At 71.9% G+C, this 26,041-nt stretch carries 24 protein-coding genes and 1 riboswitch; of the genes, 16 read left to right on the top strand and 8 right to left on the bottom strand.

What is annotated here, in order from left to right:
* Positions 1–14: 14 nt before the first annotated feature.
* The 5 genes from OHA99_RS10130 to OHA99_RS10110 all read left to right on the top strand — a co-directional run bounded on the left by OHA99_RS10130 (position 15) and on the right by OHA99_RS10110 (position 5,486).
* The gene (locus OHA99_RS10130; protein ID WP_164383086.1) at positions 15–377 is read left to right on the top strand and encodes a YraN family protein; all 363 of its coding nucleotides are present in this window, start codon (positions 15–17) and stop codon (positions 375–377) included.
* Complete coding sequence (locus tag OHA99_RS10125) at positions 377–2,014, top strand: YifB family Mg chelatase-like AAA ATPase (protein WP_153177747.1); 1,638 nt, start codon at positions 377–379, stop codon at positions 2,012–2,014. Before OHA99_RS10130 ends, OHA99_RS10125 begins: the two co-directional genes overlap by 1 nt.
* A gap of 368 nt (positions 2,015–2,382) precedes the next feature.
* A complete protein-coding gene (gene dprA, locus OHA99_RS10120; protein WP_405698933.1) occupies positions 2,383–3,675 on the top strand; it encodes a DNA-processing protein DprA in 1,293 nt (430 codons plus the stop codon).
* 282 nt (positions 3,676–3,957) lie between these two features.
* Positions 3,958–4,800, top strand: a complete 843-nt coding sequence (whiG, locus tag OHA99_RS10115; protein ID WP_007444904.1) for an RNA polymerase sigma factor WhiG — start codon at positions 3,958–3,960, stop codon at positions 4,798–4,800.
* A 128-nt stretch (positions 4,801–4,928) separates the two neighbouring features.
* Positions 4,929–5,486 carry a TetR/AcrR family transcriptional regulator gene (locus OHA99_RS10110; protein WP_153181729.1) on the top strand — a complete coding sequence of 186 codons (558 nt, stop codon included), beginning with the start codon at positions 4,929–4,931 and terminating at the stop codon, positions 5,484–5,486.
* Here OHA99_RS10110 and OHA99_RS10105 read toward each other — a convergent pair.
* Positions 5,440–6,189, bottom strand: a complete 750-nt coding sequence (locus tag OHA99_RS10105; RefSeq protein WP_381499487.1) for a murein hydrolase activator EnvC family protein — start codon at positions 6,187–6,189, stop codon at positions 5,440–5,442. The genes OHA99_RS10110 and OHA99_RS10105 overlap by 47 nt on opposite strands.
* A 270-nt stretch (positions 6,190–6,459) precedes the next feature.
* Between OHA99_RS10105 and rpsB the strand changes: the two genes are divergently transcribed.
* The 10 genes from rpsB (at position 6,460) to OHA99_RS10055 (ending at position 17,383) form a co-directional block, all read left to right on the top strand.
* Positions 6,460–7,437: a 30S ribosomal protein S2 gene (rpsB, locus tag OHA99_RS10100; protein WP_405695444.1), complete on the top strand. Its 978-nt coding sequence runs from the start codon at positions 6,460–6,462 to the stop codon at positions 7,435–7,437.
* 95 nt (positions 7,438–7,532) lie between these two features.
* On the top strand, positions 7,533–8,369 hold the full coding sequence (tsf, locus tag OHA99_RS10095) for a translation elongation factor Ts (protein WP_153177744.1): 837 nt from the start codon (positions 7,533–7,535) through the stop codon (positions 8,367–8,369).
* Between the two features lie 205 nt (positions 8,370–8,574).
* On the top strand, positions 8,575–9,333 hold the full coding sequence (pyrH, locus tag OHA99_RS10090; protein WP_153177743.1) for a UMP kinase: 759 nt from the start codon (positions 8,575–8,577) through the stop codon (positions 9,331–9,333).
* Between the two features lie 180 nt (positions 9,334–9,513).
* Entirely contained in the window at positions 9,514–10,071 is a 558-nt protein-coding gene (gene frr, locus OHA99_RS10085; protein WP_153177742.1) for a ribosome recycling factor, read from the top strand.
* The gene (locus OHA99_RS10080; RefSeq protein ID WP_153177741.1) at positions 10,071–11,246 is read left to right on the top strand and encodes a phosphatidate cytidylyltransferase; all 1,176 of its coding nucleotides are present in this window, start codon (positions 10,071–10,073) and stop codon (positions 11,244–11,246) included. Before frr ends, OHA99_RS10080 begins: the two co-directional genes overlap by 1 nt.
* A gap of 174 nt (positions 11,247–11,420) precedes the next feature.
* Positions 11,421–12,533 carry a 23S rRNA (adenine(2503)-C(2))-methyltransferase RlmN gene (rlmN, locus tag OHA99_RS10075; protein WP_228126098.1) on the top strand — a complete coding sequence of 371 codons (1,113 nt, stop codon included), beginning with the start codon at positions 11,421–11,423 and terminating at the stop codon, positions 12,531–12,533.
* A gap of 38 nt (positions 12,534–12,571) precedes the next feature.
* A riboswitch (TPP riboswitch) is annotated at positions 12,572–12,677 on the top strand.
* 79 nt (positions 12,678–12,756) lie between these two features.
* A complete protein-coding gene (locus tag OHA99_RS10070; protein WP_405695439.1) occupies positions 12,757–13,845 on the top strand; it encodes a thiamine ABC transporter substrate binding subunit in 1,089 nt (362 codons plus the stop codon).
* Positions 13,821–15,527, top strand: a complete 1,707-nt coding sequence (locus OHA99_RS10065; RefSeq protein ID WP_405695437.1) for an ABC transporter permease — start codon at positions 13,821–13,823, stop codon at positions 15,525–15,527. Before OHA99_RS10070 ends, OHA99_RS10065 begins: the two co-directional genes overlap by 25 nt.
* 2 nt (positions 15,528–15,529) lie before the next feature.
* Positions 15,530–16,558: an ABC transporter ATP-binding protein gene (locus OHA99_RS10060; RefSeq protein ID WP_405695434.1), complete on the top strand. Its 1,029-nt coding sequence runs from the start codon at positions 15,530–15,532 to the stop codon at positions 16,556–16,558.
* A gap of 24 nt (positions 16,559–16,582) precedes the next feature.
* A complete protein-coding gene (locus OHA99_RS10055; protein WP_153177737.1) occupies positions 16,583–17,383 on the top strand; it encodes a maleylpyruvate isomerase family mycothiol-dependent enzyme in 801 nt (266 codons plus the stop codon).
* Between the two features lie 61 nt (positions 17,384–17,444).
* Here the strand turns inward: OHA99_RS10055 and OHA99_RS10050 are convergent, their stop codons facing one another.
* The 7 genes from OHA99_RS10050 to OHA99_RS10020 all read right to left on the bottom strand — a co-directional run bounded on the left by OHA99_RS10050 (position 17,445) and on the right by OHA99_RS10020 (position 24,417).
* Positions 17,445–18,155 carry an LAETG motif-containing sortase-dependent surface protein gene (locus OHA99_RS10050; RefSeq protein WP_405695431.1) on the bottom strand — a complete coding sequence of 237 codons (711 nt, stop codon included), beginning with the start codon at positions 18,153–18,155 and terminating at the stop codon, positions 17,445–17,447.
* 156 nt (positions 18,156–18,311) lie between these two features.
* Complete coding sequence (locus tag OHA99_RS10045) at positions 18,312–19,496, bottom strand: LOG family protein (protein ID WP_405695429.1); 1,185 nt, start codon at positions 19,494–19,496, stop codon at positions 18,312–18,314.
* 26 nt (positions 19,497–19,522) lie between these two features.
* Complete coding sequence (locus OHA99_RS10040) at positions 19,523–19,930, bottom strand: VOC family protein (RefSeq protein WP_007444934.1); 408 nt, start codon at positions 19,928–19,930, stop codon at positions 19,523–19,525.
* A 157-nt stretch (positions 19,931–20,087) separates the two neighbouring features.
* Complete coding sequence (locus tag OHA99_RS10035) at positions 20,088–21,560, bottom strand: hypothetical protein (protein ID WP_405695427.1); 1,473 nt, start codon at positions 21,558–21,560, stop codon at positions 20,088–20,090.
* Positions 21,542–22,318, bottom strand: a complete 777-nt coding sequence (locus OHA99_RS10030) for an ABC transporter ATP-binding protein (protein ID WP_153177733.1) — start codon at positions 22,316–22,318, stop codon at positions 21,542–21,544. The genes OHA99_RS10035 and OHA99_RS10030 overlap by 19 nt, the downstream gene beginning before the upstream one ends.
* A 207-nt stretch (positions 22,319–22,525) precedes the next feature.
* On the bottom strand, positions 22,526–23,899 hold the full coding sequence (locus OHA99_RS10025) for an aspartate aminotransferase family protein (protein ID WP_153177732.1): 1,374 nt from the start codon (positions 23,897–23,899) through the stop codon (positions 22,526–22,528).
* Between the two features lie 2 nt (positions 23,900–23,901).
* Positions 23,902–24,417: an Lrp/AsnC family transcriptional regulator gene (locus tag OHA99_RS10020; RefSeq protein WP_007444925.1), complete on the bottom strand. Its 516-nt coding sequence runs from the start codon at positions 24,415–24,417 to the stop codon at positions 23,902–23,904.
* A gap of 165 nt (positions 24,418–24,582) precedes the next feature.
* Here OHA99_RS10020 and OHA99_RS10015 point away from each other — a divergent pair, with 165 nt between their 5' ends.
* The gene (locus OHA99_RS10015; RefSeq protein ID WP_153177731.1) at positions 24,583–26,022 is read left to right on the top strand and encodes a gamma-aminobutyraldehyde dehydrogenase; all 1,440 of its coding nucleotides are present in this window, start codon (positions 24,583–24,585) and stop codon (positions 26,020–26,022) included.
* Positions 26,023–26,041: the final 19 nt, after the last annotated feature.

The following is a 26,041-nucleotide window of genomic DNA, read 5'->3' as shown; positions in this document are numbered from 1 at the left end:
GAGGTGGTGCCGACATGAACGCACGAGGTGCGCTGGGCAAGTACGGCGAGACGCTCGCCGCCCGCCGGCTGGCCGGAGCCGGAATGACCGTCCTGGAGCGGAACTGGCGCTGCGGCAGGACCGGCGAGATCGACATCGTGGCCCGCGACGGCGACGTCCTGGTCGTCTGCGAGGTCAAGACGCGCAGGGGCGGCTCCTTCGAGCACCCGATGGCCGCCGTGACCCCGGACAAGGCGGAGCGGCTGCGGCGGCTCGCCGAGCGCTGGATCCAGACCCACGGAGGAGCCCCGCCCGGCGGCGTCCGCATCGACCTGGTCGGCGTGCTCCTCCCGCAGCGCGGCGCCCCCGTGGTCGAGCACGCCCGGGGGGTGGCGTGATGGCGTTCGCGCGTACGTGCTCGGTGGCGCTCGTCGGCGTCGAGGGCGTGGTGGTCGAGGTCCAGGCCGACCTGGAACCGGGCGTGGCGGCGTTCACGCTGGTGGGGCTGCCGGACAAAAGCCTCACCGAGAGCCGGGACCGGGTACGGGCGGCCGTGGTGAACTCGGGTGCCGCGTGGCCCCAGAAGAAGCTGACGGTGGGCCTCAGCCCGGCCTCGGTGCCCAAGAGCGGCAGCGGCTTCGACCTCGCCGTCGCCGCGAGCGTCCTGGGCGCCGCGGAACGGATCGACCCGCGGGTGCTCGCCGACATCGTGATGATCGGCGAGCTGGGCCTGGACGGCCGGGTGCGGCCGGTGCGCGGCATTCTGCCTGCGGTACTCGCCGCGGCCGAGGCCGGCTACGAACAGGTGGTCGTACCGGAGTGCGCCGCCGCCGAGGCGTCCCTGGTGCCGGGAGTGTCCGTGCTCGGGGTGCGCAGCCTGCGCCAGCTGATCGCCGTCCTCGCCGACGAACCCGTGCCGGAGGAGGAACAGGACCTTCAGGGCCGCCCCGACCCGCTCATGGCCGGCCTGCGGATGCCCGGCACCGGCGCGGCCACCGGAATGCACAGCATCGGAGCGGCCCAGCACGACCACGGTCACGAGCACAGCCACGACCTCGCCGACGTCGTCGGACAGGAGTCGGCGCGCACGGCAGTGGAGGTCGCCGCGGCCGGTCGCCACCACCTGTTCCTGGAGGGCCCGCCCGGCGCGGGCAAGACCATGCTCGCCGAACGACTGCCCGCCATCCTGCCCCGGCTCTGCCGTGCGGAGTCCCTCGAGGTCACCGCCGTGCACTCGGTGGCGGGGCTGCTGCCGCCGGGCAAGCCACTGATCGACGTGGCCCCCTACTGCGCTCCCCACCACTCCGCCACGATGCAGGCGCTCGTCGGCGGCGGCCCCGGCATCGCGCGGCCGGGAGCGGTGTCGCTGGCCCATCGGGGCGTCCTGTTTCTGGACGAAACACCGGAATTCAGCAGTCACGCGCTGGACGCTCTGCGCCAGCCGCTGGAGGCCGGGCACGTCGTCATCGCGCGCAGCGCGGGCGTGGTGCGCTTCCCGGCGCGGTTCCTGATGGTGCTCGCCGCCAATCCCTGCCCCTGCGGGCGGTTCTCGCGGACCGACGAGCTGTGCGAGTGCTCGCCGGCGGCGATCCGCCGCTACCAGGCCAGGCTGTCCGGGCCGCTGCTCGACCGGGTCGACCTGCGGGTCGAGGTGGACCGGGTCACACGCAGCCAGCTGGCGGGGGACGGACCCCGGGGCGACTCCACCGCGGCCGTCGCCGACCGGGTGCGCGCGGCCCGGGAGCGGGCTGCCGGGCGCCTCGCGGGCACGCCGTGGCGGTCGAACAGCGAGGTGCCCGGCCGTGAGCTGCGCAGCCGCTGGCGTGCCGCGCCCGGGGCGCTGGAGGAGGCGGAGCGCAGCCTGGAACGCGGCGTGCTCACCGCCCGCGGACTCGATCGGGTCCTGCGCGTCGCCTGGACCGTCGCCGACCTCGTCGGCCACGACCGCCCCGAAGCGGGGGACGTCGCCCTGGCACTGCAGTTGCGCACCGGGGTGCCGAGGGGCGTTCCGATGGCTTTGGGAGCACTGACGTGAGCCGGGGAGCCGGGCCGCCGGGGGACGGCGCCATGAACGCCGACGCGGCGCAGCCGGGGAAGGACGCCCTCTTCCGCGACGACGCCCTGTCCTTCGGCGGCTGTGATCAGGCCGAGGGTGATTCCTTGGGCGGCGGTGATCCGGGCGAGGGCGACTCCCTGGGCGGCGGTGTTCCGGGCGAGGGCGACGCGGTGACGCGCGCTGTGCTCCGGGAAAGCGGTCGGGAGAGGAGGGCCGACCCGGTGGAGGGGGACGGGACCGAGATCGGCGGCGCGGGGGGCGACGACCTGTCGGCCGGGCCGACCCCTGCGGCCGGGATGCCCGGCCCGGCGGTGAGGTCCGGCGCGGCGGGGGCGGACGCCGTGGCCGTGGGAGGTGCCGCCGTCGGGTTCCCCGCCGTCGGCGGGCAGGCAGAGGCAAGCGCGGACGCGGATGCGGGAGCCGGTGGAGGGGGTGGGGTCGCGGGCGTCCGCACCGACGTCCGCGGCGGCAGGAGCACGGCGCCGGGAAACACGGCGGCCGAGGGCGAGTTGCTCGGCCGGGTCTTCCTCACCCGGGTTCTCGAACCCGGCGACGAGACGGGCGGCCGGTGGGTGCGGGAGCGCGGCGTCCTGGAAGTGGCGCGGCGCCTGCGCGAGCGCGGACGCGCCCTGCCGGGGGTGAGCGAGAAGCGGTGGGCGGGCCTGTGTGCCCGGGCGGGCCTGGCCGACCCGCGTCGTGACCTGGCCGTCGCCCGGTCCGCGGGCGCGCGGTTCGTGGTCCCCGGGACCGCCGAGTGGCCGGGGCAACTCGACGACCTCGGTGATGCCCGGCCGCTCGGGCTGTGGGTGCGGGGCGCACCCAGTCTGCGCATGTGGGCGCTGAGGTCGGTCGCCGTCGTCGGCGCCCGTGCCTGCACCGAGTACGGCGCCCACATGGCCGCCATCCTCGCCGCCGGCCTGGCCGAGCGGGGCTGGGTGGTGGTGTCCGGCGGTGCCTACGGCGTCGACGGCGCCGCACACCGGGGTGCCCTGGGCGCCGGCGGTGCCACGGCGGCGGTGCTCGCCTGCGGGGTCGACCGCCCCTACCCGCCCGGGCACACCGCGCTGATCACCAGGATCGCCGAGCAGGGCCTGGTCGTCGGAGAGCTGCCGCCGGGCGATCACCCGACGCCGAGCAGATTCGTCCTGCGCAACCGGGTCATCGCCGCGCTCACCCGGGGCACCGTGGTGGTCGAGGCCGCCTACCGCAGCGGTTCGCTGGTCACCGCCCGTGCGGCCCGGCGTCTGGGCCGGCACGTGATGGGCGTGCCCGGACCGGCGACCAGCGCGCTCTCCGCGGGGGTGCACGAACTGCTGCGCGGTGACGCGGTGCTCGTCGGCGACGCCGCCGAAGTGGTCGAACTGGTCGGCGACATGGGGGAGCTGCCTCCGGAGCGGCGCGGGCCGGTTCTCCCCACCGACCTGCTGGAGCCCCGGACCCGCCAGGTGCTGGCAGGGCTCCCCGGTCGGGGGACGGCGACGGCGGCGGAGGTGGCACGCCGTGCCCAGACCACCGGCGACGACGCGACCGCGAGACTGTACGAGCTTCGAGCGCTTGGTTACGTCGAACGACACGGCGACGGCTGGAAGTTGACACGCCAGGCGATGATCTCGATTCGCGGTGGTCGCAGCCCGCGCTGACGCACCGTGTTCGGCCGTCCGGGGGAAGCCCGACGCCCGTGGGGATTCCGGCAGTTGGGGTATTCGAATGATCACCCTGAGCGATCATCGTCCCCCCTGTAGAGCGTTCGGCGGAACGTATCTGCGTAGGGTCCCCGCCCACTCCTTCGCACACCGCGACGGCCCAGTCACGCTACGCTCACGATGACCCCCACGCAGACGGCCGACGACAGGCGACAACCAGAAAGCAGACCGGCGGCCTCAGGCACACGACATCACGGCAGAAACGGCACTAGGCGACGAATGCCCCAGCACACCTCCGGGTCCGACCGGGCGGCGATCCCCCCAGCCGCCCGCGACGGTGGCAGCGTGCGACCGTCCGCCCCCTCGACACTCGACGAGCTGTGGCGGTCGTACAAGGCGACCGGCGACGAGCGGCTGCGGGAACAGCTGATCCTGCACTACTCGCCCCTCGTGAAGTACGTGGCCGGCCGGGTCAGCGTGGGACTGCCGTCCAATGTCGAGCAGGCCGACTTCGTCTCCTCCGGAGTATTCGGGCTGATCGACGCCATCGAGAAGTTCGACGTCGACCGCGAGATCAAGTTCGAGACGTACGCGATCACCCGGATCCGGGGCGCGATGATCGACGAACTGCGGGCGCTGGACTGGATCCCGCGGTCGGTGCGGCAGAAGGCGCGCAACGTGGAGCGCGCGTACGCGACGCTGGAGGCACGGCTGCGCCGCACCCCGTCGGAGAGCGAGGTCGCCGTGGAGATGGGGATCGCCGTGGAGGACCTCCACGCGGTCTTCAGCCAGCTGTCGCTGGCCAACGTGGTGGCCCTGGAGGAGCTGCTGCACGCGGGCGGCGAGGGCGGCGACCGGCTGAGTCTGATGGACACGCTGGAGGACACCGCCGCCGACAACCCGGTGGAGGTCGCCGAGGACCGGGAGCTGCGCCGGCTGCTGGCCCGGGCGATCAACACCCTGCCGGAGCGGGAGAAGACCGTCGTCACCCTGTACTACTACGAGGGCCTCACGCTCGCCGAGATCGGGAACGTGCTCGGCGTGACCGAGAGCAGAGTCAGCCAGATTCACACCAAGTCGGTGTTGCAGCTCCGCGCCAAGCTGGCCGGTTTCGGCCGATGACCTGGGGTTTCGGTACGCGGCGCGCCGGGAGCGGCGCAGCGGCCGGTGGCCGTCCGGCCGGGGAGTGACTCCCGTCCGGGGTGCCGCGTCCGTAAAGTGGTGACGTGCCAAGGATTCGAGCGGCCTCTGTGGCCGAGCACCGGTCGATGCAGCGTGCCTCCCTGCTGGACGCGGCACGCTCCCTGCTGTCCGACGGCGGAACGGAGGCGCTGACCTTCCCCGCCCTCGCCGAACGGACGGGTCTCGCCCGGTCGTCCGTGTACGAGTACTTCCGGTCGCGGGCGGCCGTGGTCGAGGAGCTGTGTGCCGTCGACTTCCCCGTCTGGGCGGCGGAGGTCGAGGCGGCGATGGAGCGCGAGACGGCTCCCGGGGCCAAGATCGAGGCGTATGTGCGCACCCAGCTCGACCTGGTTGGGGACCGGCGGCACCGGGCCGTCGTGGCCATCTCCGCGAGCGAGCTGGACGCCGGTGCGCGGGAGAAGATCCGCGCCGCGCACGGCGGGCTGGTCGCGATGATCGTCGAGGCGCTCGGCGAGCTGGGGCACGACCAGCCGAGGCTGGCGGCGATGCTCCTCCAGGGCGTCGTGGACGCGGCCGTACGGCGCATCGAGCTGGGCGCTGCGGAGGAGCCCGCGGCGATCACGGAGGCGGCGGTCTCCATGGTGCTGCGGGGCGTTCGGGGCTGATCCCCGCCCGGCCGGGCACCGGCACCCCCAGGACCGGCAGCAGCCTCGACGGACCCGCGTCCAGCAGCCACGGCGGGAGCAGGGACAGCGGGTTCAGATAGACGTCGCCGCGCAGCAGGCCCCAGTGCAGGCAGCCCGTGCAGTGCGAGCCCGCCGGCTGCACCGTGCCGAGCACCTCGCCGGCCGCGACCTCGTCGCCCTCCTCCACCGCCGCCTCGACGGGCGCGTACGTCGTCCGCAGGGGCGGGTCTCCCGTACCGGCCAGCTCCACCGAGACCACGCCCCGGCCCGCGACCGGCCCCGCGAACGACACCCGCCCCGCGGCCACCGCCCGTACCGGCGCCCCGCCCGCCGCGGTGAGGTCCACCCCGCGGTGGCCAGGCCCGTACGGGGTCGCCGGAGGCTCCCAGCCCCGCAGGACCGCGGGCCGGTCCCCGACCGGCCAGTGACGGGCCAGAGCAGGTACCACCGGGTCCGGCACCACCGGGTCCGGTGCCCTCCGCGAGGCGTCCGGCACCCCGGCCGCCGGCACCGCCCGGCCCGCCGCCGCGACCGTCACCGCGGCCGCCCCCGACTCCGGCCGCGGCGGCTCCACGGCCAGAACGGCCAGGACACCCGAAACGGCCAGGACGCCCAGGACGCCCAGGACGGCCGGGGGCAGTACCAGCCGGGTCCACGCACTCACCCATCGCCTCGTTCGCATGCGGACACCGTCCCGCGCCCGCGCCGATCACCGCCCGGCCCTGTGGACCGCGCCCCGGTTGTGGACAGCCGCGTCACCCGGTACCCCGCGGGTCCCGTACACTTCTGGTGGCGATCCGGGTCACCGGGTCGACTTCGCACGCCCCGACACGAGGCCCGCACAGGTCCGTGTCAGCGCCCCTCGGTCCCTCAGGGCAGGCGCATCCGGGCGTCAGGCGCGGGAGCCGTCCGGCTCGCGCGGCACAACCGAGAAAATCAAGGAGATACGGCCATGGCCGTCGTCACGATGCGGGAGCTGCTGGAAAGCGGCGTCCACTTCGGTCACCAGACCCGCCGTTGGAACCCGAAGATGAAGCGCTTCATCTTCACGGAGCGCAACGGCATCTACATCATCGACCTGCTCCAGTCGCTGTCGTACATCGACCGCGCCTACGAGTTCGTCAAGGAGACCGTCGCCCACGGCGGCACGGTCATGTTCGTCGGCACGAAGAAGCAGGCGCAGGAGGCCATCGCCGAGCAGGCCACCCGCGTCGGCATGCCCTACGTCAACCAGCGCTGGCTGGGCGGCATGCTCACCAACTTCTCGACCGTCTACAAGCGCCTTCAGCGCCTGAAGGAGCTCGAGCAGATCGACTTCGAGGACGTGGCCGCCTCCGGCCTCACCAAGAAGGAGCTGCTGGTCCTCTCCCGCGAGAAGGCCAAGCTGGAGAAGACCCTCGGCGGTATCCGCGAGATGTCCAAGGTGCCCAGCGCCGTCTGGATCGTGGACACCAAGAAGGAGCACATCGCGGTCGGCGAGGCCCGGAAGCTCAACATCCCGGTCGTCGCCATCCTCGACACCAACTGCGACCCCGACGAGGTCGACTACAAGATCCCGGGCAACGACGACGCGATCCGCTCCGTCACCCTGCTCACCCGCGTGATCGCCGACGCCGTCGCCGAGGGCCTCATCGCCCGTTCCGGTGCCGCCGGTGGCGCCAAGGGCGACAAGGCCGCCGGTGAGCCGCTCGCCGCGTGGGAGCGCGACCTGCTCGAGGGCGAGAAGGCCGAGAAGAAGGACGACGCCGAGGCCGCCGAGAAGCCCGCCGAGGCTCCTGCCGCCGAGGCCGCCCCGGCTGCCGAGGCCACCGAGGCCCCCGCCACCGAGGCCCCTGCCGCCGAGGCTGCCGCCGAGGCTGCCGCCACCGAGGCCCCTGCCGCCGAGGCTGCCGCCACCGAGGCTCCGGCCGCGGACGCCGAGCAGGCCTGACCCCTCACCACCTTCGGGTTCCGGACGGCGGGGGCCCGCGAAGCCCCCGCCGTCCGGCCCGTAGATCTTCAGACTTCGAGAGAGATTCCGGAATCATGGCGAACTACACCGCCGCCGACGTCAAGAAGCTCCGCGAGCTCACCGGCGCCGGCATGATGGACTGCAAGAAGGCGCTGGACGAGGCCGAGGGCAACGTCGAGAAGGCCGTCGAGGCGCTCCGCATCAAGGGCCAGAAGGGCGTCGCCAAGCGCGAGGGCCGCTCTGCCGAGAACGGCGCCGTCGTCTCGATCATCGCCGACGACAACACCTCGGGTGTCATCGTCGAGCTGAAGTGCGAGACGGACTTCGTCGCCAAGGGCGAGAAGTTCCAGAACGTCGCCACGGCCATCGCCGAGCACGTCGCCAAGGCCGCCCCGGCCGACCTCGAGGCTCTGCTCGCCTCCGAGATCGAGGCCGGCAAGACCGTCCAGGCGTACGTGGACGAGGCCAACGCCAACCTCGGCGAGAAGATCGTCCTGGACCGCTTCGCGCAGTTCTCCGGCGGCTTCGTGACCGCGTACATGCACCGCACGATGCCCGACCTGCCGCCGCAGATCGGTGTCCTCGTCGAGCTGGACAAGCCCAACGCCGAGATCGCCAAGGGCGTCGCCCAGCACATCGCCGCCTTCGCGCCGAAGTACCTCTCCAAGGAGGACGTCCCGGCCGAGGTCGTCGAGACCGAGCGCCGCGTCGCCGAGGAGACCACCCGCGCCGAGGGCAAGCCCGAGGCCGCCCTGCCGAAGATCGTCGAGGGTCGCCTCAACGGCTTCTTCAAGGACGCCACCCTGCTCGGTCAGCCCTACGCCCTGGACAACAAGAAGTCCGTCCAGAAGGTGCTGGAAGAGGCCGGTGTCAGCCTGAAGCGCTTCTCGCGCATCAAGGTCGGCATCTGAGTCCGTACCGCGACGGACGCGCGACCCCGGTAGGGTCGACGCAAGTCGTCGGCGCCGTACGCGCTTGCCGTGGCGCACGCGCGCGCGGCGGCGGACGACAGCAGATCTGACGAGGAGGCCATTGCCGCGTATGGGATGCGAAACACGCCCCCACCGGCAGTGGCCTTCTTCGTGTGTGTGACCACGTAAAAGAGGCGAGAGCTCCATGACCACCAATGCCGAGAAGAGCGACGACGGCAAAGTACGCGGCCGCTTCATGCTGAAGCTGTCAGGAGAGGCCTTCTCCGGCGGCGGGGGCCTGGGCGTCGACCCCGACGTGGTGCACGCCATCGCCCGCGAGATCGCGGCCGTCGTCCGGGACGGCGCCCAGATCGCGATCGTCATCGGCGGCGGCAACTTCTTCCGCGGCGCCGAGTTGCAGGTGCGCGGCATGGACCGCGCCCGCTCCGACTACATGGGCATGCTCGGCACCGTGATGAACTGCCTGGCCCTCCAGGACTTCCTGGAGAAGGAGGGCGTCGACTGCCGCGTGCAGACCGCCATCACCATGGGCCAGGTCGCCGAGCCCTACATCCCGCTGCGCGCCGTGCGCCACCTGGAGAAGGGGCGCGTGGTCATCTTCGGTGCCGGAATGGGCATGCCCTACTTCTCCACCGACACCACCGCCGCGCAGCGCGCCCTCGAGATCGACGCCGAGGCCCTGCTCATGGGCAAGAACGGCGTGGACGGGGTCTACGACTCCGACCCGAAGACCAACCCGGACGCCGTGAAGTTCGACGCGCTCGGCTACGGCGAGGTCATCACCCGGGACCTGAAGGTCGCCGACGCCACGGCCGTCACGCTCTGCCGCGACAACAGCCTCCCGATCGTGGTCTTCGAGCTGCTGAAGGAGGGCAATATCGCCCGCGCCGTCAAGGGTGAGAAGATCGGCACGCTTGTGGGTGACCAGGACAGCCGGGACTGACCGGAGAACACCCCCGTCCGCGGACGCCACCTGTCCGGGGGACGGACGGGGCGGGACCGGGCCGGGGGATGGACAATGTCCCGCCGGTCGGGAACCGTGCAGGAAGAACGCGACGCAGCCGGCCGCCGCCCCGCAAGGGCAACCGCAGCCGGGCCTACTCAAGACACGCAGGAGCAAGTGGTGATCGAAGAGACCCTCCTCGAGGCCGAGGAGAAGATGGAGAAGGCCGTCGTGGTCGCCAAGGAGGACTTCGCCGCGATCCGCACCGGCCGTGCGCACCCGGCGATGTTCAACAAGATCGTGGCCGACTACTACGGCGCGCTGACGCCGATCAACCAGCTGGCCTCGTTCTCCGTGCCCGAGCCGCGCATGGCTGTGGTGACCCCCTTCGACAAGAGCGCCCTGCGCAACATCGAACAGGCGATCCGCGACTCCGACCTGGGCGTCAACCCGAGCAACGACGGCAACATCATCCGGGTGGTGTTCCCCGAGCTCACCGAGGAGCGCCGCCGCGAGTACATCAAGGTCGCCAAGGCCAAGGGCGAGGACGCCAAGGTCTCGATCCGCTCCGTGCGCCGCAAGGCCAAGGACGGCATCGACAAGCTCATCAAGGACGGCGAGGTCGGCGAGGACGAGGGCCGCCGTGCGGAGAAGGAGCTCGACGACACCACCGCCAAGTACGTCGCACAGGTGGACGAGCTCCTGAAGCACAAGGAAGCTGAGCTGCTCGAGGTCTGATGAACGACTCTTCCTGGGGAGCGCCGCCACAAGCCGGGTACTGGGGGCCGTCCGACCAGGGACCCGTCCGGGGCGCCGCCCCGGCGGGTCCCGCGTACGATGCGCACTACGCGCAGCAGACTCGCCCCATGCCCATCGTGCCCGACGTACCCGAACACGGCGGAGACCAGGACGACGACCAGGGGACCGCTCGGCCGGGCGGTCCCCTGTTCCGGGACGAGCCGTTCCACGACCAGCCCGGTCGCGACGAGCCGTACCGCGACCAGAATCCGTCGGCGCAGCCGTATGCGGCGGTGCCGCAGAATCCGGAGCCCATGCCCGACGCCCCGCAGCCGGCGCAGCCCCAGCCGCCGCAGAAGAAGAGCGCGGGGCGCGACCTGGGGGCCGCGATAGGGGTCGGTGTCGGCCTCGGTGTGGTGATCATCGCGTCGCTGTTCGTCGTCAAGGCCGTCTTCGTCGGTGTGGTCGTGATCGCCGTCGTGGTGGGCCTGTGGGAACTGACCAAGCGTCTGGAGGAGCGCAAGGGCATCAAGGCGCCCCTCGTGCCGCTCGCCATCGGCGGTGCGGCGATGGTGGTCGCCGGTTACGCGCGGGGCGCCGAGGGGGCGTGGATCGCCATGGCCCTCACGGCCCTCGCGGTCCTCGTCTGGCGGATGACGGAGCCGCCCGAGGGCTACCTCAAGGACGTCACCGCGGGCCTGTTCGCAGCCTTCTACGTGCCGTTCCTGGCCACGTTCGTCACCATGATGCTGGCGGCGGACGACGGCGCCTGGCGCGTTCTGGTCTTCCTGATACTGACGGTCGTCAGCGACACCGGGGCCTACGCCGTCGGCTGGCGCTTCGGCAGGAAGAAGCTCGCCCCGCGCATCAGCCCCGGCAAGACCCGTGAGGGTCTGCTGGGAGCGGTGGCGTTCGCGATGGCGGCGGGCGCGCTGTGCGTGCAGTTCCTGATCGAGGACGGTACCTGGTGGCAGGGCCTGCTGCTCGGCCTCGCGGTCGCGGTCAGCGCCACCCTGGGCGACCTCGGCGAGTCCATGATCAAGCGCGACCTCGGCATCAAGGACATGGGCACGCTCCTGCCGGGTCACGGCGGCATCATGGACCGCCTGGACAGTCTGCTGCCGACGGCACCGGTGGTGTGGTTGCTGCTGGTGATCTTCGTAGGGTCGGGTTGACAGCCATCCGGTAGCATGGGAAGGGCCTGCGGCATCTGCTGCGGGCCTTTCCGTGTATCCCCGCCGATGCGGGGGTGTTCCAGTGAGGTCTCCTGGCTTCGGCATGGCCCTGCCGTTGTCCCCGCGGACGCGGGGGGTTGCCACAGGCCCGCCGTCATGAGGAGTTGTCCGACCGTGGCCCGTCCAGCCCCCGGTGAGCTCACCTTCGCCGCACCCCGCGGAGCGAAGCGGCCGCCGCGGCACCTTGCCGACCTCACGCCCGCCGAGCGCAAGGAGGCTGTCGCCGCGATCGGCGAGAAGCCGTTCCGCGCGAAGCAGCTCTCGCAGCACTACTTCGCGCGGTACGCGCACGACCCCGAGCAGTGGACCGACATCCCCGCAGGCTCGCGCCAGGGGTTGCGGGAGGCACTGCTGCCCGAGCTGATGACGGTCGTACGGCACCTGTCGACCGACCAGGGGACCACGCGCAAGACGCTGTGGAAGCTGTTCGACGGGACGCTGGTCGAGTCCGTCCTCATGCGCTACCCGGACCGGGTGACCATGTGCATCAGCTCCCAGGCGGGCTGCGGGATGAACTGCCCGTTCTGCGCCACCGGCCAGGCCGGTCTCGACCGCAACCTGTCGACCGCCGAGATCGTGCACCAGATCGTGGACGGGATGCGGGCGCTCAGGGATGGCGAGGTCCCCGGAGGCCCCGCCCGGCTCAGCAACATCGTGTTCATGGGCATGGGCGAGCCCCTCGCCAACTACAACCGGGTCGTGGGCGCCATCCGCCGGCTCACCGACCCCGAGCCGGACGGACTGGGGCTCTCCCAGCGCGGGATCACCGTCTCCACGGTCGGTCTCGTCCCCGCGATCCACCGCTTCACCGGCGAGGGCTTCAAGTGCCGCCTCGCCATCTCCCTTCACGCCCCCGACGACGAGCTGCGCGACACCCTCGTCCCCGTCAACACGCGGTGGCAGGTGCGCGAGGTGCTGGACGCCGGGTTCGAGTACGCGGCGAAGTCCGGGCGCCGGCTGTCCATCGAGTACGCCCTGATCCGCGACATCAACGACCAGGCCTGGCGCGGTGACCGTCTCGGGCGGCTGCTCAAGGGCAGGCCCGTGCACGTGAACCTGATCCCGCTCAACCCCACGCCCGGCTCCAAGTGGACCGCGTCCCGGCCCGAGGACGAGAAGGCGTTCGTGGAGGCGATCGCGGCGCACGGTGTGCCGGTGACGATCCGGGACACCCGCGGGCAGGAGATCGACGGGGCGTGTGGTCAGCTCGCCGCGAGCGAGCGGTAACCTGACCGGCGGAAGTACGTCAGCACAGTCACATCTTCATATTCCGACAGGGGAGCGCCACAGCGCTGAGAGTGCGGCACCGGCCGCAGACCCTCCGAACCTGGCCCAGGTCATTCTGGGTAGGGAGATCGGTCACCACTCGAGCTGTTGCGCCCTGCCCGGGACCCTCGCCAGGGGTTCCGGGCGGGGCCGCGTCTTCTCCTGGTCACCCAGGAGGAATTCAGTGAGCATCACCAAGAAGGTCAGTGTCCTGGCCGTCGGTCTCGGCATGGTCGGCACCCTGGCCGCCTGCGGATCGTCGTCCGACGACGCCGGGAGCGGCTCCGGCGGCGCCAAGACCGTCACCCTGGTCAGCCACGACTCGTGGGCCGCGTCCAAGGACGTGATCGCCGCCTTCGAGAAGGAGTCCGGCTACAAGGTCAAGGTCCTGGAGGACGGCGACGCCGGGCAGGCCGTCAACAAGGCCGTCCTCACCAAGGACAACCCGCAGGGCGACGTCTTCTTCGGCGTCGACAACACCCTGCTGTCCCGCGCCCTCGACAACGGCCTGTTCCAGCCGTACAAGGCGAAGGGCTCCGACCAGGTCCGGCCCGAGTACCGGACCGACGGAGACAAGCACCGGGTCACGCCCGTCGATACGGGCGACATCTGCGTCAACTACGACAAGGCCTACTTCAGCGAGCACGAGCTGACCCCGCCCAAGTCCTTCGACGACCTCGTCAAGCCCGAGTACAAGGACCTGCTCGTCACCGAGAACGCGGGCAGCTCCTCACCGGGGCTCGGGTTCCTGCTCGGCACCGCCGCCCAGTACGGCGACGGGGGCTGGGAGGGCTACTGGAAGAAGCTCAAGGCGAACGGCGTCAAGGTCGTCGACAGCTGGGAGCAGGCCTACAACGAGGAGTTCTCCGGCTCGTCCGGCGGCAAGAAGGCGGGGGGCGACCGTCCGCTCGTCGTCTCCTACGCCTCCTCCCCGCCGGCCGAGGTCATCTACGCCGACCCGCAGCCGGACACCGCCCCCACGGGCGTCGCCGACGGCACCTGCTTCCGGCAGGTCGAGTACGCGGGCCTGCTCAGCAACGCCAAGAACCCCGCGGGCGGCAAGGCGCTCCTCGACTTCCTGCTGAGCAAGAGGTTCCAGGAGGACATGCCGCTGAACATGTTCGTCTACCCGGTGCGGGAGGGCGCGCGGATCCCCGAGGCGTTCACGAAGTTCGGGCCGCAGGCGAAGGACCCGCAGACCCTGGACCCGGCGAAGATCGCCGACAACCGCGACCAGTGGGTCAAGTCGTGGACCTCGCTCGTACTGAAGTGAGCCTGGAGGGCGAGCAGACGGTGAAATCGGCGGTGAAGCCGACGGGCACCGCGCGCGGGAGCGCGGTGCGGCTCGGCCTCATGGCCGGGCCCGTCGCGTTCTTCGCGGTGTTCTTCGCCTACCCCGTCGCCGCCATCGTCGCGCGCGGCCTGAAGGTGGACGGAGTCTGGCAGCTCGGCCGGATCGGGGACGTGCTGGCGCAGTCCGACGTGCGGCACGTCCTGTGGTTCACCACCTGGCAGGCGCTGGCGTCCACCGCGCTCACCCTGCTGATCGCCCTGCCCGGCGCCTACGTCTTCGCCCGCTTCGACTTCCCCGGCAAGCAGGTCCTGCGGGCCGTGGTGACCGTGCCGTTCGTGCTGCCGACGGTCGTCGTCGGCACGGCGTTCCTGGCCCTGGTCGGGCGCGGCGGGCTGCTGGACGAACTGTGGGGCCTGCGCCTGGACACCACGGTGTGGGCGATCCTGCTCGCGCACGTCTTCTTCAACTACGCCGTCGTCGTCCGCACCGTCGGCGGCCTCTGGGCGCAGCTCGATCCGCGCCAGGAGGAGGCCGCGCGGATGCTGGGCGCCTCGCGCCTGCGGGCCTGGCGGCAGGTGACGCTGCCCGCGCTGGCGCCCGCCGTGGCCGCCGCCGCGCTGATGGTCTTCCTGTTCACCTTCACCTCCTTCGGCGTCGTCCAGATCCTCGGCGGGCCCACCTTCTCCACCCTCGAGGTGGAGATCTACCGCCAGACCTCGCAGGTCTTCGACCTGTCCACGGCCGCCGTGCTGACGCTGATCCAGTTCGCGGCCGTCGCCGCCGTCCTCGCCGTGCACGCCTGGACGGTACGCCGGCGCGAGAGCGCCCTGCGGCTCGTGGACGCGGCCACGACCGCGCGCCGGCCGCGCGGAGCCGGGCAGTGGACGCTGCTCGCCGGTGTCCTGAGCGTCATCGCCGTCCTGCTGGTGCTGCCGCTGGCGGTACTGGTCCAGCGGTCGCTGGGCGCGTCCGGCTTCGGCTACTACCGGGCACTGACCCGCGAGGACGGCGGCGCCTTCCTCGTCCCGCCGATCGAGGCGATCGGCAACTCCCTCCAGTACGCCGCCACCGCCACCGCCATCGCCGTGGTCGTCGGCGCGCTGGCCGCGACCGCCCTCACCCGGCGCGACGCGGGCCGCTTCGTGCGCGGATTCGACGCGCTGCTGATGCTGCCGCTCGGAGTGTCGGCCGTGACGGTCGGCTTCGGCTTCCTGATCGCGCTGGACGAACCCCCGCTGGACCTCAGGTCGTCCTGGATCCTGGTGCCGCTCGCGCAGGCGCTGGTGGGCGTCCCGTTCGTCGTACGGACCATGCTGCCGGTGCTGCGGGCGGTGGACGGGCGGCTGCGGGAGGCGGCGGCGGTGCTGGGCGCGTCGCCGTGGCGGGTGTGGCGCGAGGTGGACCTGCCGATGGTGCGGCGGGCGCTGCTGGTGGCGGCCGGGTTCGCCTTCGCGGTGTCGCTCGGGGAGTTCGGGGCCACCGTGTTCATCGCGCGGCCCGACAACCCGACGCTGCCGGTGGCCGTGGCGCGGCTCCTCGGCCGGCCCGGGGACATGAACTACGGCCAGGCGATGGCCCTTTCGACCATTCTGATGCTGGTGTGCGCGGTGGCCCTGGTGGTGCTGGAGCGGCTGCGGACCGACCGGAGCGGGGAGTTCTAGACATGCCGCCCAGCCTGTTGAGCCTGGAAGGCGCGACCGTCCGCTTCGGCGGACGGCCCGTGCTCGACGACGTCGACCTGGGGGTCGCCGAGCACGAGGTGGTGTGCGTGCTCGGGCCCAGCGGCAGCGGCAAGTCGACGCTGCTGCGGGCGGTCGCCGGGCTCCAGCCGCTGGACGCCGGCCGGGTGACGCTCGACGGGCGGGACCAGACCGGGGTGCCCGCGCACCGGCGCGAGGTCGGGCTGATGTTCCAGGACCACCAGTTGTTCCCGCAGCGGGACGTGGCCGGCAACATCGCCTTCGGGCCGCGGATGCGCGGCGCGTCCCGGACGGAGCAGCAGGCCCGGGTGGCGGAGTTGCTGGAGCTGGTCGGGCTGCCCGGTGCTGCCCGACGGTCCGTCGCCGCGCTCTCCGGCGGTGAGCAGCAGCGGGTGGCCCTGGCCCGCGCCCTCGCGCCCCGGCCCCGGCTGCTGATGCTGGACGAGCCGCTCGGCCAGCTCGACCGCTCGCTGCGGGAGCGCCTCGTGGTGGAACTGCGGGAGCTGTTCGGCCGGCTGGGCACCACGGTGCTGGCCGTGACGCACGACCAGGGCGAGGCGTTCGCGCTCGCCGACCGGGTCGTGGTGATGCGGGACGGGCGGATCGCCCAGTCGGGAACGCCGTTGGAGGTGTGGCAGCGTCCGGCGGACGCCTTCGTGGCCCGTTTCCTCGGCTTCGAGAACGTGGCCGAGGCGTCCGTCGCCGGGCAGGCCGCCGACACCCCCTGGGGCAAGGTGCCGGTCCCCGAGGACGCCCCGCAGGGCACGCGCACGGTGCTCGTGCGGCCGGCCGGAGTCCGTGTCGTCCCCGCCGACGAGGGCCTGCGCTGCACGGTCACCGCCCGTACCTTCCGCGGTACGCACGTCGCCGTGCACCTCCAGCCGGAGGACGCGCCCCGCCTGGAGGCGGCCTGCGCGCTGCGGGAGGCGCCGGAGGTCGGGGACGCGGTCGGCGTGGAGTTCGACGTGGCCGAAACGGTGGTGCTCGGGTGATCGTTCCGTTCGTAGGGTGAGCGCATGACACTCCTCGCGCACGAGCGGTACTGCGACGAAATCGTCCACCAGGTGGGCCGGCTCGGGGCCGTGGTCACGTCCGGTGCGGATCTGTCCGCCACCGTGCCGACCTGCCCCGACTGGACCCTGGAGGAGCTGGTACGGCACGTGGGCCGGGCCCTGCGCTGGACCGGCCTGATCGTCGGCACCCGCGCCGAGGAGGAAGTCCCGACGGACCGGGTGCCGGGCAGCGAGGGGCCCGCGGCGACCGGGGACGCGGCGGCGCTGGGGGCGTGGCTGGCGGAGTCCGGCGAGGTGGTCGTCGGTGCGCTGCGGGAGGCCGGACCGGACGCGCGCGCGTGGTCGTGGGCCGGCGTCGACACGGCGGGATTCTGGGCGCGGCGGATGACCCACGAGCTCGTCGTCCACGGAGCGGACGCGGTACTGGCGGCCGGTCTGCCCCTTCAGCCCGTCGCGCCCGACGTGGCGGCCGACGCGGTCGACGAGTGGCTGGACATCGTGCGGTTCGTGCAGCGGGTGCTCCCGGGCATGGCGGCGAAGGAGCTGCGCTCCCCGGGCAGCAGCATCCACCTGCACGCCACCGACGCCCCGGCCGAGCTGAACGCCGAGTGGCTGGTCGAGCTGCCCGACGAGGGCATCACCTGGCGCCGCGGCCACGAGAAGGCGACCGTGGCGCTGCGCGGCCCGCTCACGGCCGTACTGCTGTCCTTCTACGGCCGGCTGCCGCTGGACGCCCCGGGACTCGAGGTGCTCGGTGACCGCAAGCTGCTCGAACTCTGGCTGGAAAAGGCGACGTTCGGCTGACACGACGGTGGCCCGCCCCTGGACGGGACGGGCCACCGCTGTGTGAACCGGTGCGTGGGCGTCAGCGGTTGCTGTTGGCTCCGCGACGGCGCAGGCCGAAGAAGACGGCGCCGCCACCGACGACGACCAGGGCCGCCGCGACACCGGCGATCATGCCGGTGTTGGAGTTGGCACCGGTCTCGGCGAGGTTGGACTCACCGGCCGCCGGGGACGGGGCGTTGTCGCCCGGCGCGGCCGCCGGCGCGCTGCTCTCCGGCTGCGACGGCGCGGGGGCCGACGTGGACGGCTCGGGCACCGGGGACTCCGTCTCGTCGGACGGGGTCGAGGAGCTCTCCGACGGGGTCGGAGTCGGGGACGGGGTGTCCTCGGTCTTGCAGGGGGTCGACGGGGTCTTGACGTCCGGCTTGATGTCCTCGTCGACGTACCGGTCGGCCTTGACGTGGACGCGGTACTCCGTGTTCGGCTGCCAGTCCACGGGGAAGGAGACGGTGGTGCCTTCCTTGGAGCCCTTGACCGTCTGCTGGCCGACCTGCTTGTCGCCGTCCTTGAGGTAGACGGTGATGGTGGCGGGAATGCCGGCGGGGTCCACGTCGGTGACGGTGATGACACCGTTGTCGCCGTCGCACTGGGCTTCGGCGGAGAACTCGCTGATGTTGCAGGCGAGGGCGGATCCGGAGGCGCTGAGCGCCAGGGCCGCGGAGGCGGCGACGACGCCGAGGGCGCGGACGCCACGGCGGGATGCCGTACGGCTGATTATGGACAGGACTGCCACGTTTGTCCTTTACGGGAGCGCGGATGCGGGGGGTGGTGGGCGTGCCGACACTCGATGACGCGGCATCAGCACACCCATGAGCCCCACTGGTCTATAAGCGGGGCGTAAGAAGTGTCAACGCATATGCCGGACAGGGGCGTTGACTTTGCCGTCTTATTAACCGCCGACACGTTTCAGCGCCTCGGGAGCCTCATCGATCCGGCCAACCAGTGCGATTCGAGACTCCATCGCCCGGCCCTTCGCGAGGGACCGCAGCAGCGGCCACGCCGGGAGGGTCCCGGTCCAGTGCTCCCGGTCCACGAGCACCATGGGAGTGGGCTCGCCGCGCGACTCGTAGTAGTTCGGCGTGGCGCTGTCGAAGATCTCCTGCAAGGTGCCGGCCGCACCCGGCAGGAACACCACACCCGCCGTGGAGCGGGCCAGCAGGCCGTCCTCGCGGGTGGCGTTGGCGAAGTACTTGGCGATGTGCGCGGCGAAGGCGTTGGGTGGTTCGTGGCCGTAGAACCAGGTCGGGATGCCGATCGAGGCGCCGCCGTCCGGCCAGCGCTCCCGCACCTCGAACGCGGACCGCGCCCAGTCGCCGATCGACGGCGCGAACGACGGGACCTTGGCGAGCAGCGTCAGGGCGTCGTCCAGCATCGCGTCGTCGAACGGGGCGGCGTACGCGCCGAGGTTGGCCGCCTCCATCGCGCCCGGGCCGCCGCCCGTGGCCACCATGAGCCCGGTGCGGGCCAGTTCGCGGCCCAGGCGGGCGGCGCCCGCGTACTCCGCGGTGCCGCGGGCCATGGCGTGGCCGCCCATGACACCCACCACCCGGGCGCCGGCGACGAGTTCGTCCAGGGCGTCCGAGACGGCGTCGTCGTGGACGGCGCGCAGCATCGAGGCGAACACGTCGCCGTCGGCCTTCGTCTGCTGGAACCATGCGTACGCGAGGGCGTCCGGTGTCGCCTCGTAGCCCTCGGCGAGGTGGGCGTACAACTCGTCGGGGGAGTAGACGTGTCCCCGGTACGGGTCGAAGGGGAGGCCCGGTATGGGCGGGAAGACCAGGGCGCCGACGGAGCGCACCCGGGCGGCCGCCGCCGGGGACATCGGGCAGCCGAGGAAGACGGCGCCCGTGGCGTCGGCGGCGAGCAGGGCGTCCGTACGGTCCGTCAGGTCGACGGCCTGGACGCGGTGGTGGGCGAGAGAGCCGGGCGCCGAGACGACGCGGTCGAACTCGACGAGGCTCTCGATCTCCCGGTCGTGGGAGGCGTGGTGGGACTGGAACTGCGACAGTGACGGTGACCCGTGCGGTGACCGGGCCTTGCGCTGGGCGGGTGTCTGATCGGATGTCGGATCCACCCGCCCATGCTAGGCACGCGCCCGGATCAGCCCTCGACCGCCGCCGGGTCCATCCACACGACCTCGAAGGTGTGGCCGTCGACGTCGTCGAAGGCCCGGCCGTACATGAAGCCGTGGTCCTGGGTCTCGCCGGAGACCGAGCCGCCTGCCGCGACCGCCTTGTCCACCAGCTCGTCGACCTTCTCGCGGCTCTCGGCGCTCAGCGCGATCAGCACCTCGCTGGACTTCGTCGAGTCCGCGATCTCCTTCTTCGTGAACTCGCGGTACTTCTGCGGCGTGTGCACCATCACGACGATGGTGTCGCTCACCGGGAACGAGGCGGTGCTGTCGTCGCTGAACTGCGCGTTGAGCTCCCACCCGAGTCCGGTGAAGAACTTCTTGGAGGCGTCGAGGTCGTTGGTGGCCAGGTTCAGGAAGATCATCTGCTGGTACATGGGGGCCTCTCCCGTTGATGTGCCGCCGCTGTGGTGCGGTTCGTGTGCCGTGCCGTGCCGTTCGAAGAGGTAGACGGGAGGCGGCCCCGGAAATCATCGCCGGTCCGGGGACTTTCTCGAAAAGATTTCTGCGGCTTGACCGTGGCTCGGCTGGGGCTCAGTGGTCCAGCGGCAGTGCCGCCAGCACCGCGACGACCAGGGTCAGCGGACCGAACAGGGCGAGCAGGGCGGCGGCGCGTACGGCGGCGGCGCCGCGCAGGGTCGCCCGGGGTGCGCCGAGGCGCAGCAGGGCGTCCGTGGTGTCGGCGCGGGCGTGCTTGGCGGCGACGGCGGCGGTGAGGAGGGTGGCGACGGTGCAGCCGGCCACGAGGAGGGCGCCCAGGGTGGCCAGCGGGCCGAAGGCCGGGCCGTCGCCGTCGTACACCGTGGCCGCCACGTAGGCCGCGGCGGCCACGGCGGCCACGACACCGAGGGGGCGGCCGATGCGGTGGGACTCCTCCATGAGGACGCGGCCGGCCAGGAGGCGCAGGGCGCCGGGGCGGGCGGCCTGGAGCAGGCGGCCGCACAGATGGGTGAGGCCCGGGCCGGCCAGGGCGAGGCCCAGGGCGGTGAGGGCCCAGCCGATCAGGACGCCGGCGGAGGGGGCGGTGCCGGGGGTGGGGGCGGGGGAGGCGTTGCCGGTGTAGGTCTCGACGGTGAGGCCTGCGGCGAGTACGGCGATGCCCCAGGGGAGGGTGGTGGTGTTCTGGGGGCGGGGGGTCGGTTCTGGGGCGGGCTCGGGCTGTGCGTCCGGCGTCTGGGTGACGTCCGTCGGGTGGGAGGGGACGGCGTCCAGCGTCTGTGTGGTGCCGTCCGTCGGGGTCGGCGGGTGGGGGTCACTTGCCTGCGTTCGCAGGGCGCCGCCTGCGCCCACCCGTGCCGCCCCAGCGGCACGACTGCCCGCAGCCATGTCGGCACGACTGTCCGCAGTCATGTCGGCGCGACTGTCCGCAGTCACGGCGCCGGTGGTGGTTCGGGAGCCGAAGCGGCCGTAGGCGCCGAAGGTTTCTCGGGTCTTGCCCCAGCCGTACGCGCCGAAGCGGCCGTAGCCGCGCGGTGCCGTGGTGGTGGGCCGGGGGTCGCGGGGGCGCAGCGCCTGGGCCACCGCGGCCGACGCGAGGGCCGGTACGAGGACCAGCAGGGTCAGCACGGCCGGGGCGGGCAGGGACTGGCCGACGGCCAGGGCGTCGGCCGACACGCGGCCCGAGGGCGGGCCGCCCGTCAGGTCGCCGCGCAGGTGGAGGTAGAGGAACAGGGCCGCCACCGAACCGAGCGCGGCGGCCAGGGCCGTCGTCGTCGCCGAGACGGCCATCAGCCGGCCCGGGCCCAGGCCGATCGCCGACAGCCCCGAGCGGGGCCGGGTCCCGGGATCGGTACGGGCCACGGTGACCGCGAGGTGCACCGCGGCGGCCAGCGGCGCCGCGCACCAGGCGAGGCGGAGCGCGCCGGCGCCGGGTGTGTCCGGGTGGCTCAGGGCGTAGCCGAGGGCGGACAGCAGCAGGAAGCCCGTGCCCGCCGAAGCCACCGCGACCAGCAGGCGGCGCAGGTGGACGGCGAGGTGGGCAGTGCGGGTCAGGCGGAGAGCGAGCACGCCGCCCGGCCTTCCGTTCCGGGAGTCCCGGTGGCACCCGTGGCCACCGCGGTCTCGGCGAGCGGGGGGAGGTGCACGGTCCGTACCCGGCGTCCGTCGAGGAGGGCCACCGCACGGTCCGCCAGGGCGGCGGTCTGCGCGTCGTGGGTGGCGAGCAGGACGGTGATGCCGTGCGAGCGGGCCGCCGTGGTGAGCGTCCGCAGCACCTGGGCGCGGTCGGCGCGGTGCAGGGGCGCCGTCGGCTCGTCGGCGAAGAGGACCGCCGGGGCGACGGCGAGGGCGCGGGCGATGCAGACGCGCTGCCGCTCGGCCTGCTGGAGTTCGTGCGGGCGCCTGCGCGCCCTGCCGCCGACGTCGAGGCGGTCCAGCCAGTCCAGGGCGGCGGCCTTGGCCCGGCGCCGGCCGGTGCCGCGCAGCATGAGGGGCAGCGCGGCGTTCTCCCACGCGTTCAGCTCCGGGACGAGCGCCGGGGCCGGGTCGATCCAGCCGAAGCGGTCGCGGCGCAGGCGTTCCCGGCTCAGCGGACCCATGGTGTGCACCGGCACGCTGTTGAACCACACCTCGCCGTCCTGTGGCTTGACCAGGCCGGACAGGCACCGCAGCAGCGTGGTCTTGCCGCTGCCGCGCGGTCCGCTCACGGCGAGGATCTCGCCCTCGCGCACACCGAGCGACACGCCCTGCAACGCGGGGGAGCCGTCGTGGTGCTGGAAGTGCAGGGCGCGGGCCCAGAGCACATCGTTGTCCGGCGGGGCCTCCATGGGCGTACACCTCGGTTCTGATCCGTATTTCCCCGGTCGTGTCGTCCCCCTTCCGGGGGAACGAAGACGGGGCCGATCGGTCACTGGGCACGCTAGGCAGTCCCCACGCGGGGGCCGGACAGCACGAGGCCCCGGGCCGCCGTGTCTCACTCGAACGGGCGGCGCCGGGGCCGGTGGTGATCGTCCCAAGGGATGATCAGAAGATGATCAGAGCTTCGTCCACGCCTCCGTCAGCGTGGCACGCAGGATCTGCTCGATCTCGTCGAAGGTCTCCTGGTTGGAGATCAGCGGCGGGGCGAGCTGGATGACCGGGTCGCCGCGGTCGTCGGCACGGCAGTACAGGCCGTTCTCGAAGAGCTTCTTGGAGAGGAAGCCGTACAGGACCCGCTCGGTCTCCTCCTCGTTGAAGGACTCCTTGGTGGTCTTGTCCTTGACCAGCTCGATGCCGTAGAAGAAGCCGTTGCCGCGGACGTCGCCGACGATCGGCAGGTCGTGCAGCTTCTCCAGGGTGGCGCGGAAGGCGCCCTCGTTGTCGAGCACGTGCTGGTTGAGGCCCTCGCGCGCGAAGAGGTCGAGGTTGGCGATGCCGACCGCGGCGGAGACCGGGTGGCCGCCGAAGGTGTAGCCGTGCAGGAAGGTGTTGTCGCCCTTGTAGAACGGCTCGGCGAGGCGGTCGGAGATGACGCAGGCGCCGATCGGGGAGTAGCCCGAGGTCATGCCCTTGGCGCAGGTGATCATGTCCGGGACGTAGCCGAACTTGTCGCAGGCGAAGGTCGTGCCGAGGCGTCCGAAGGCGCAGATGACCTCGTCCGAGACGAGCAGCACGTCGTACTGGTCGCAGATCTCGCGCACCCGCTGGAAGTAGCCGGGCGGGGGCGGGAAGCAGCCGCCCGCGTTCTGCACCGGCTCCAGGAAGACCGCGGCGACCGTCTCCGGGCCCTCGAAGAGGATCTGCTGCTCGATCTGGTCGGCGGCCCAGCGGCCGTACGCCTCGGGGTCGTCGCCGTGGATCGGGGCGCGGTAGATGTTGGTGTTCGGCACCTTGTGCGCGCCGGGGACCAGCGGCTCGAAGGGGGCCTTGAGCGCGGGCAGGCCGGTGATGGACAGGGCGCCCTGCGGGGTGCCGTGGTAGGCCACCGCGCGGGAGATCACCTTGTACTTGGTGGGCTTGCCGGTCAGCTTGAAGTACTGCTTGGCGAGCTTCCAGGCGGTCTCCACCGCCTCGCCGCCGCCGGTGGTGAAGAAGACCTTGTTGAGGTCGCCGGGGGCCTCGTTCGCCAGGCGCTCGGCCAGCTCGACGGCCTTGGGGTGGGCGTAGGACCACACCGGGAAGAAGGCCAGCTCCTGCGCCTGCTTCGCGGCCGCCTCGGCCAGCTCCGTGCGGCCGTGTCCGGCCTGGACCACGAACAGGCCGGCGAGACCGTCGAGGTAGCGCTTGCCCTTGTCGTCGTAGATGTGGGTGCCCTCACCGCGGACGATGGTGGGGACGGGAGCGTTCTCGTACGACGACATGCGGGTGAAGTGCATCCACAGGTGGTCGTACGCGGTCTTGCTGAGGTCCTTGGGGCTGTCGGTGCTCACGATTATCGGGTTCCCCACATATAGGTCTGCTTCTTGAGCTTCAGGTAGACGAAGCTCTCGGTGGAGCGCACGCCGGGCACGGCCCGGATGCGTCGGTTGATGACCTCCAGGAGGTGGTCGTCGTCCTCGCAGACGACCTCCACCATCAGGTCGAAGGAGCCCGCGGTCATCACCACGTACTCGCACTCGGACATGGCCGACAGCGCCTCGGCCACCGACTCCACGTCGCCCTCGACGTTGACACCGACCATCGCCTGGCGCCGGAAGCCCACGGTGAGCGGGTCCGTGACGGCGACGATCTGCATGACGCCCTGGTCGAGCAGCTTCTGGACGCGCTGGCGCACGGCCGCCTCCGACAGGCCCACGGCCTTGCCGATGGCGGCGTAAGGTCGGCGGCCGTCCTCCTGGAGCTGCTCGATGATGGCGAGGGAGACGGCGTCCAACTGGGGACCGCCGTTCCTGGACTCGCGGGAGTCCTTCTGGTCTGCGCTTCGACTGGCCACGGCTTCACTGTGCACGACGTATCGACAGTTTCGCAAGGCCGGATCGATGAAATTCGTTGTTTCGATCGCCTCAGACTGCGGATATCGCAACCCTGAGGGGAGCGGGGGTGTTGAAAACGTCAGGACTGCGTCTAGGGTGGGTGTCTCAGTCAATGGACACCCGAACTTGGAGGGCCGGCAGTGAGCACCGAGCTGCGTCGTCTGCGCAATTACATCGACGGTGAGTTCCGGGACGCCGCCGACGGACGGACCACGGAGGTGGTCAACCCCGCCACGGGCGAGGCCTACGCGACCGCTCCCCTGTCCGGGCAGGCGGACGTGGACGCGGCGATGGCGGCCGCCGCGGCGGCCTTCCCGGCCTGGCGGGACCTGGTCCCGGCCGAGCGGCAGAAGGCCCTGCTGAAGATCGCGGACGCGTTCGAGGAGCGGGCCGAGGAGCTGATCGCGGCCGAGGTGGAGAACACGGGCAAGCCGATCGGGCTGACCCGCTCCGAGGAGATCCCGCCGATGGTCGACCAGATCCGCTTCTTCGCGGGTGCGGCGCGGATGCTGGAGGGCCGCGGCGCCGGCGAGTACATGGAGGGCCTGACCTCCTTCGTGCGCCGCGAGCCCATCGGGGTCTGCGCGCAGGTCGCGCCGTGGAACTACCCGATGATGATGGCCGTGTGGAAGTTCGCCCCGGCGCTCGCCGCGGGCAACACGGTCGTCCTCAAGCCCTCGGACACCACCCCCGCCTCCACGGCCCTGATGGCCGACATCATCGGCTCGATCGTGCCCAAGGGCGTCTTCAACGTCGTCTGCGGCGACCGCGACACCGGCCGCCTGATGGTCGAGCACCCGACCCCGGCGATGGCCTCCATCACCGGTTCGGTGCGGGCCGGCATGTCGGTCGCCGAGTCGGCGTCGAAGGACCTCAAGCGGGTCCACCTGGAGCTGGGCGGCAAGGCCCCGGTCGTGGTCTTCGAGGACACCGACATCCCCAAGGCCGTCGAGGGCATCTCGGAGGCGGGCTACTTCAACGCCGGGCAGGACTGCACCGCCGCCACCCGCGTGCTGGTCCACGAGTCGGTCCACGACGAGTTCGTGAGCGCCCTCGCGAAGGCCGCGTCCGAGATCAAGACCGGGCAGCCCGACGACGAGGACGTGCTCTACGGGCCGCTCAACAACCCGAACCAGCTCAAGCAGGTCTCCGGGTTCATCGAGCGGCTGCCCGCGCACGCCAAGGTCGAGGCCGGCGGCCACCGGGTCGGCGACAAGGGCTACTTCTACGCCCCGACCGTCGTCTCCGGTCTCAAGCAGGACGACGAGATCATCCAGCAGGAGGTCTTCGGCCCGGTCATCACCGTCCAGGCCTTCCGCGACGAGGACCAGGCCGTCGAGTGGGCCAACGGCGTGGAGTACGCGCTGGCCTCCTCGGTGTGGACCAAGGACCACGGCCGCGCCATGCGGATGTCCAAGCGGCTGGACTTCGGCTGCGTGTGGATCAACACCCACATCCCGCTGGTCGCCGAGATGCCGCACGGCGGCTTCAAGAAGTCCGGCTACGGCAAGGACCTGTCGGGGTACGGCTTCGACGACTACACGCGGATCAAGCACGTGATGACGTCGCTGGACATGTGACCCCACCCATGTGACCCCA

The organism is Streptomyces coelicoflavus (genome assembly GCF_045041415.1).
In the GTDB taxonomy this organism is placed as follows: Bacteria; Actinomycetota; Actinomycetes; order Streptomycetales; family Streptomycetaceae; genus Streptomyces; species Streptomyces coelicoflavus.
The sequence above is the reverse complement of the archived record's forward strand: the minus strand, read 5'-3'. Positions and strand labels throughout refer to the sequence as shown.

Excerpts from the sequence above, each read along its gene's own strand:
- OHA99_RS10055 (WP_153177737.1), top strand. The coding sequence starts at position 16,583 with ATGACACTCCTCGCGCACGAGCGGTACTGCGACGAAATCGTCCACCAG.
- OHA99_RS10040 (WP_007444934.1), bottom strand. The coding sequence starts at position 19,930 with ATGTACCAGCAGATGATCTTCCTGAACCTGGCCACCAACGACCTCGAC.
- OHA99_RS10080 (WP_153177741.1), top strand. The coding sequence starts at position 10,071 with ATGAACGACTCTTCCTGGGGAGCGCCGCCACAAGCCGGGTACTGGGGG.
- OHA99_RS10030 (WP_153177733.1), bottom strand. The coding sequence starts at position 22,318 with ATGGAGGCCCCGCCGGACAACGATGTGCTCTGGGCCCGCGCCCTGCAC.
- OHA99_RS10130 (WP_164383086.1), top strand. The coding sequence starts at position 15 with ATGAACGCACGAGGTGCGCTGGGCAAGTACGGCGAGACGCTCGCCGCC.
- OHA99_RS10125 (WP_153177747.1), top strand. The coding sequence starts at position 377 with ATGGCGTTCGCGCGTACGTGCTCGGTGGCGCTCGTCGGCGTCGAGGGC.
- OHA99_RS10105 (WP_381499487.1), bottom strand. The coding sequence starts at position 6,189 with ATGCGAACGAGGCGATGGGTGAGTGCGTGGACCCGGCTGGTACTGCCC.
- tsf (WP_153177744.1), top strand. The coding sequence starts at position 7,533 with ATGGCGAACTACACCGCCGCCGACGTCAAGAAGCTCCGCGAGCTCACC.
- OHA99_RS10060 (WP_405695434.1), top strand. The coding sequence starts at position 15,530 with ATGCCGCCCAGCCTGTTGAGCCTGGAAGGCGCGACCGTCCGCTTCGGC.
- pyrH (WP_153177743.1), top strand. The coding sequence starts at position 8,575 with ATGACCACCAATGCCGAGAAGAGCGACGACGGCAAAGTACGCGGCCGC.
- rpsB (WP_405695444.1), top strand. The coding sequence starts at position 6,460 with ATGGCCGTCGTCACGATGCGGGAGCTGCTGGAAAGCGGCGTCCACTTC.
- whiG (WP_007444904.1), top strand. The coding sequence starts at position 3,958 with ATGCCCCAGCACACCTCCGGGTCCGACCGGGCGGCGATCCCCCCAGCC.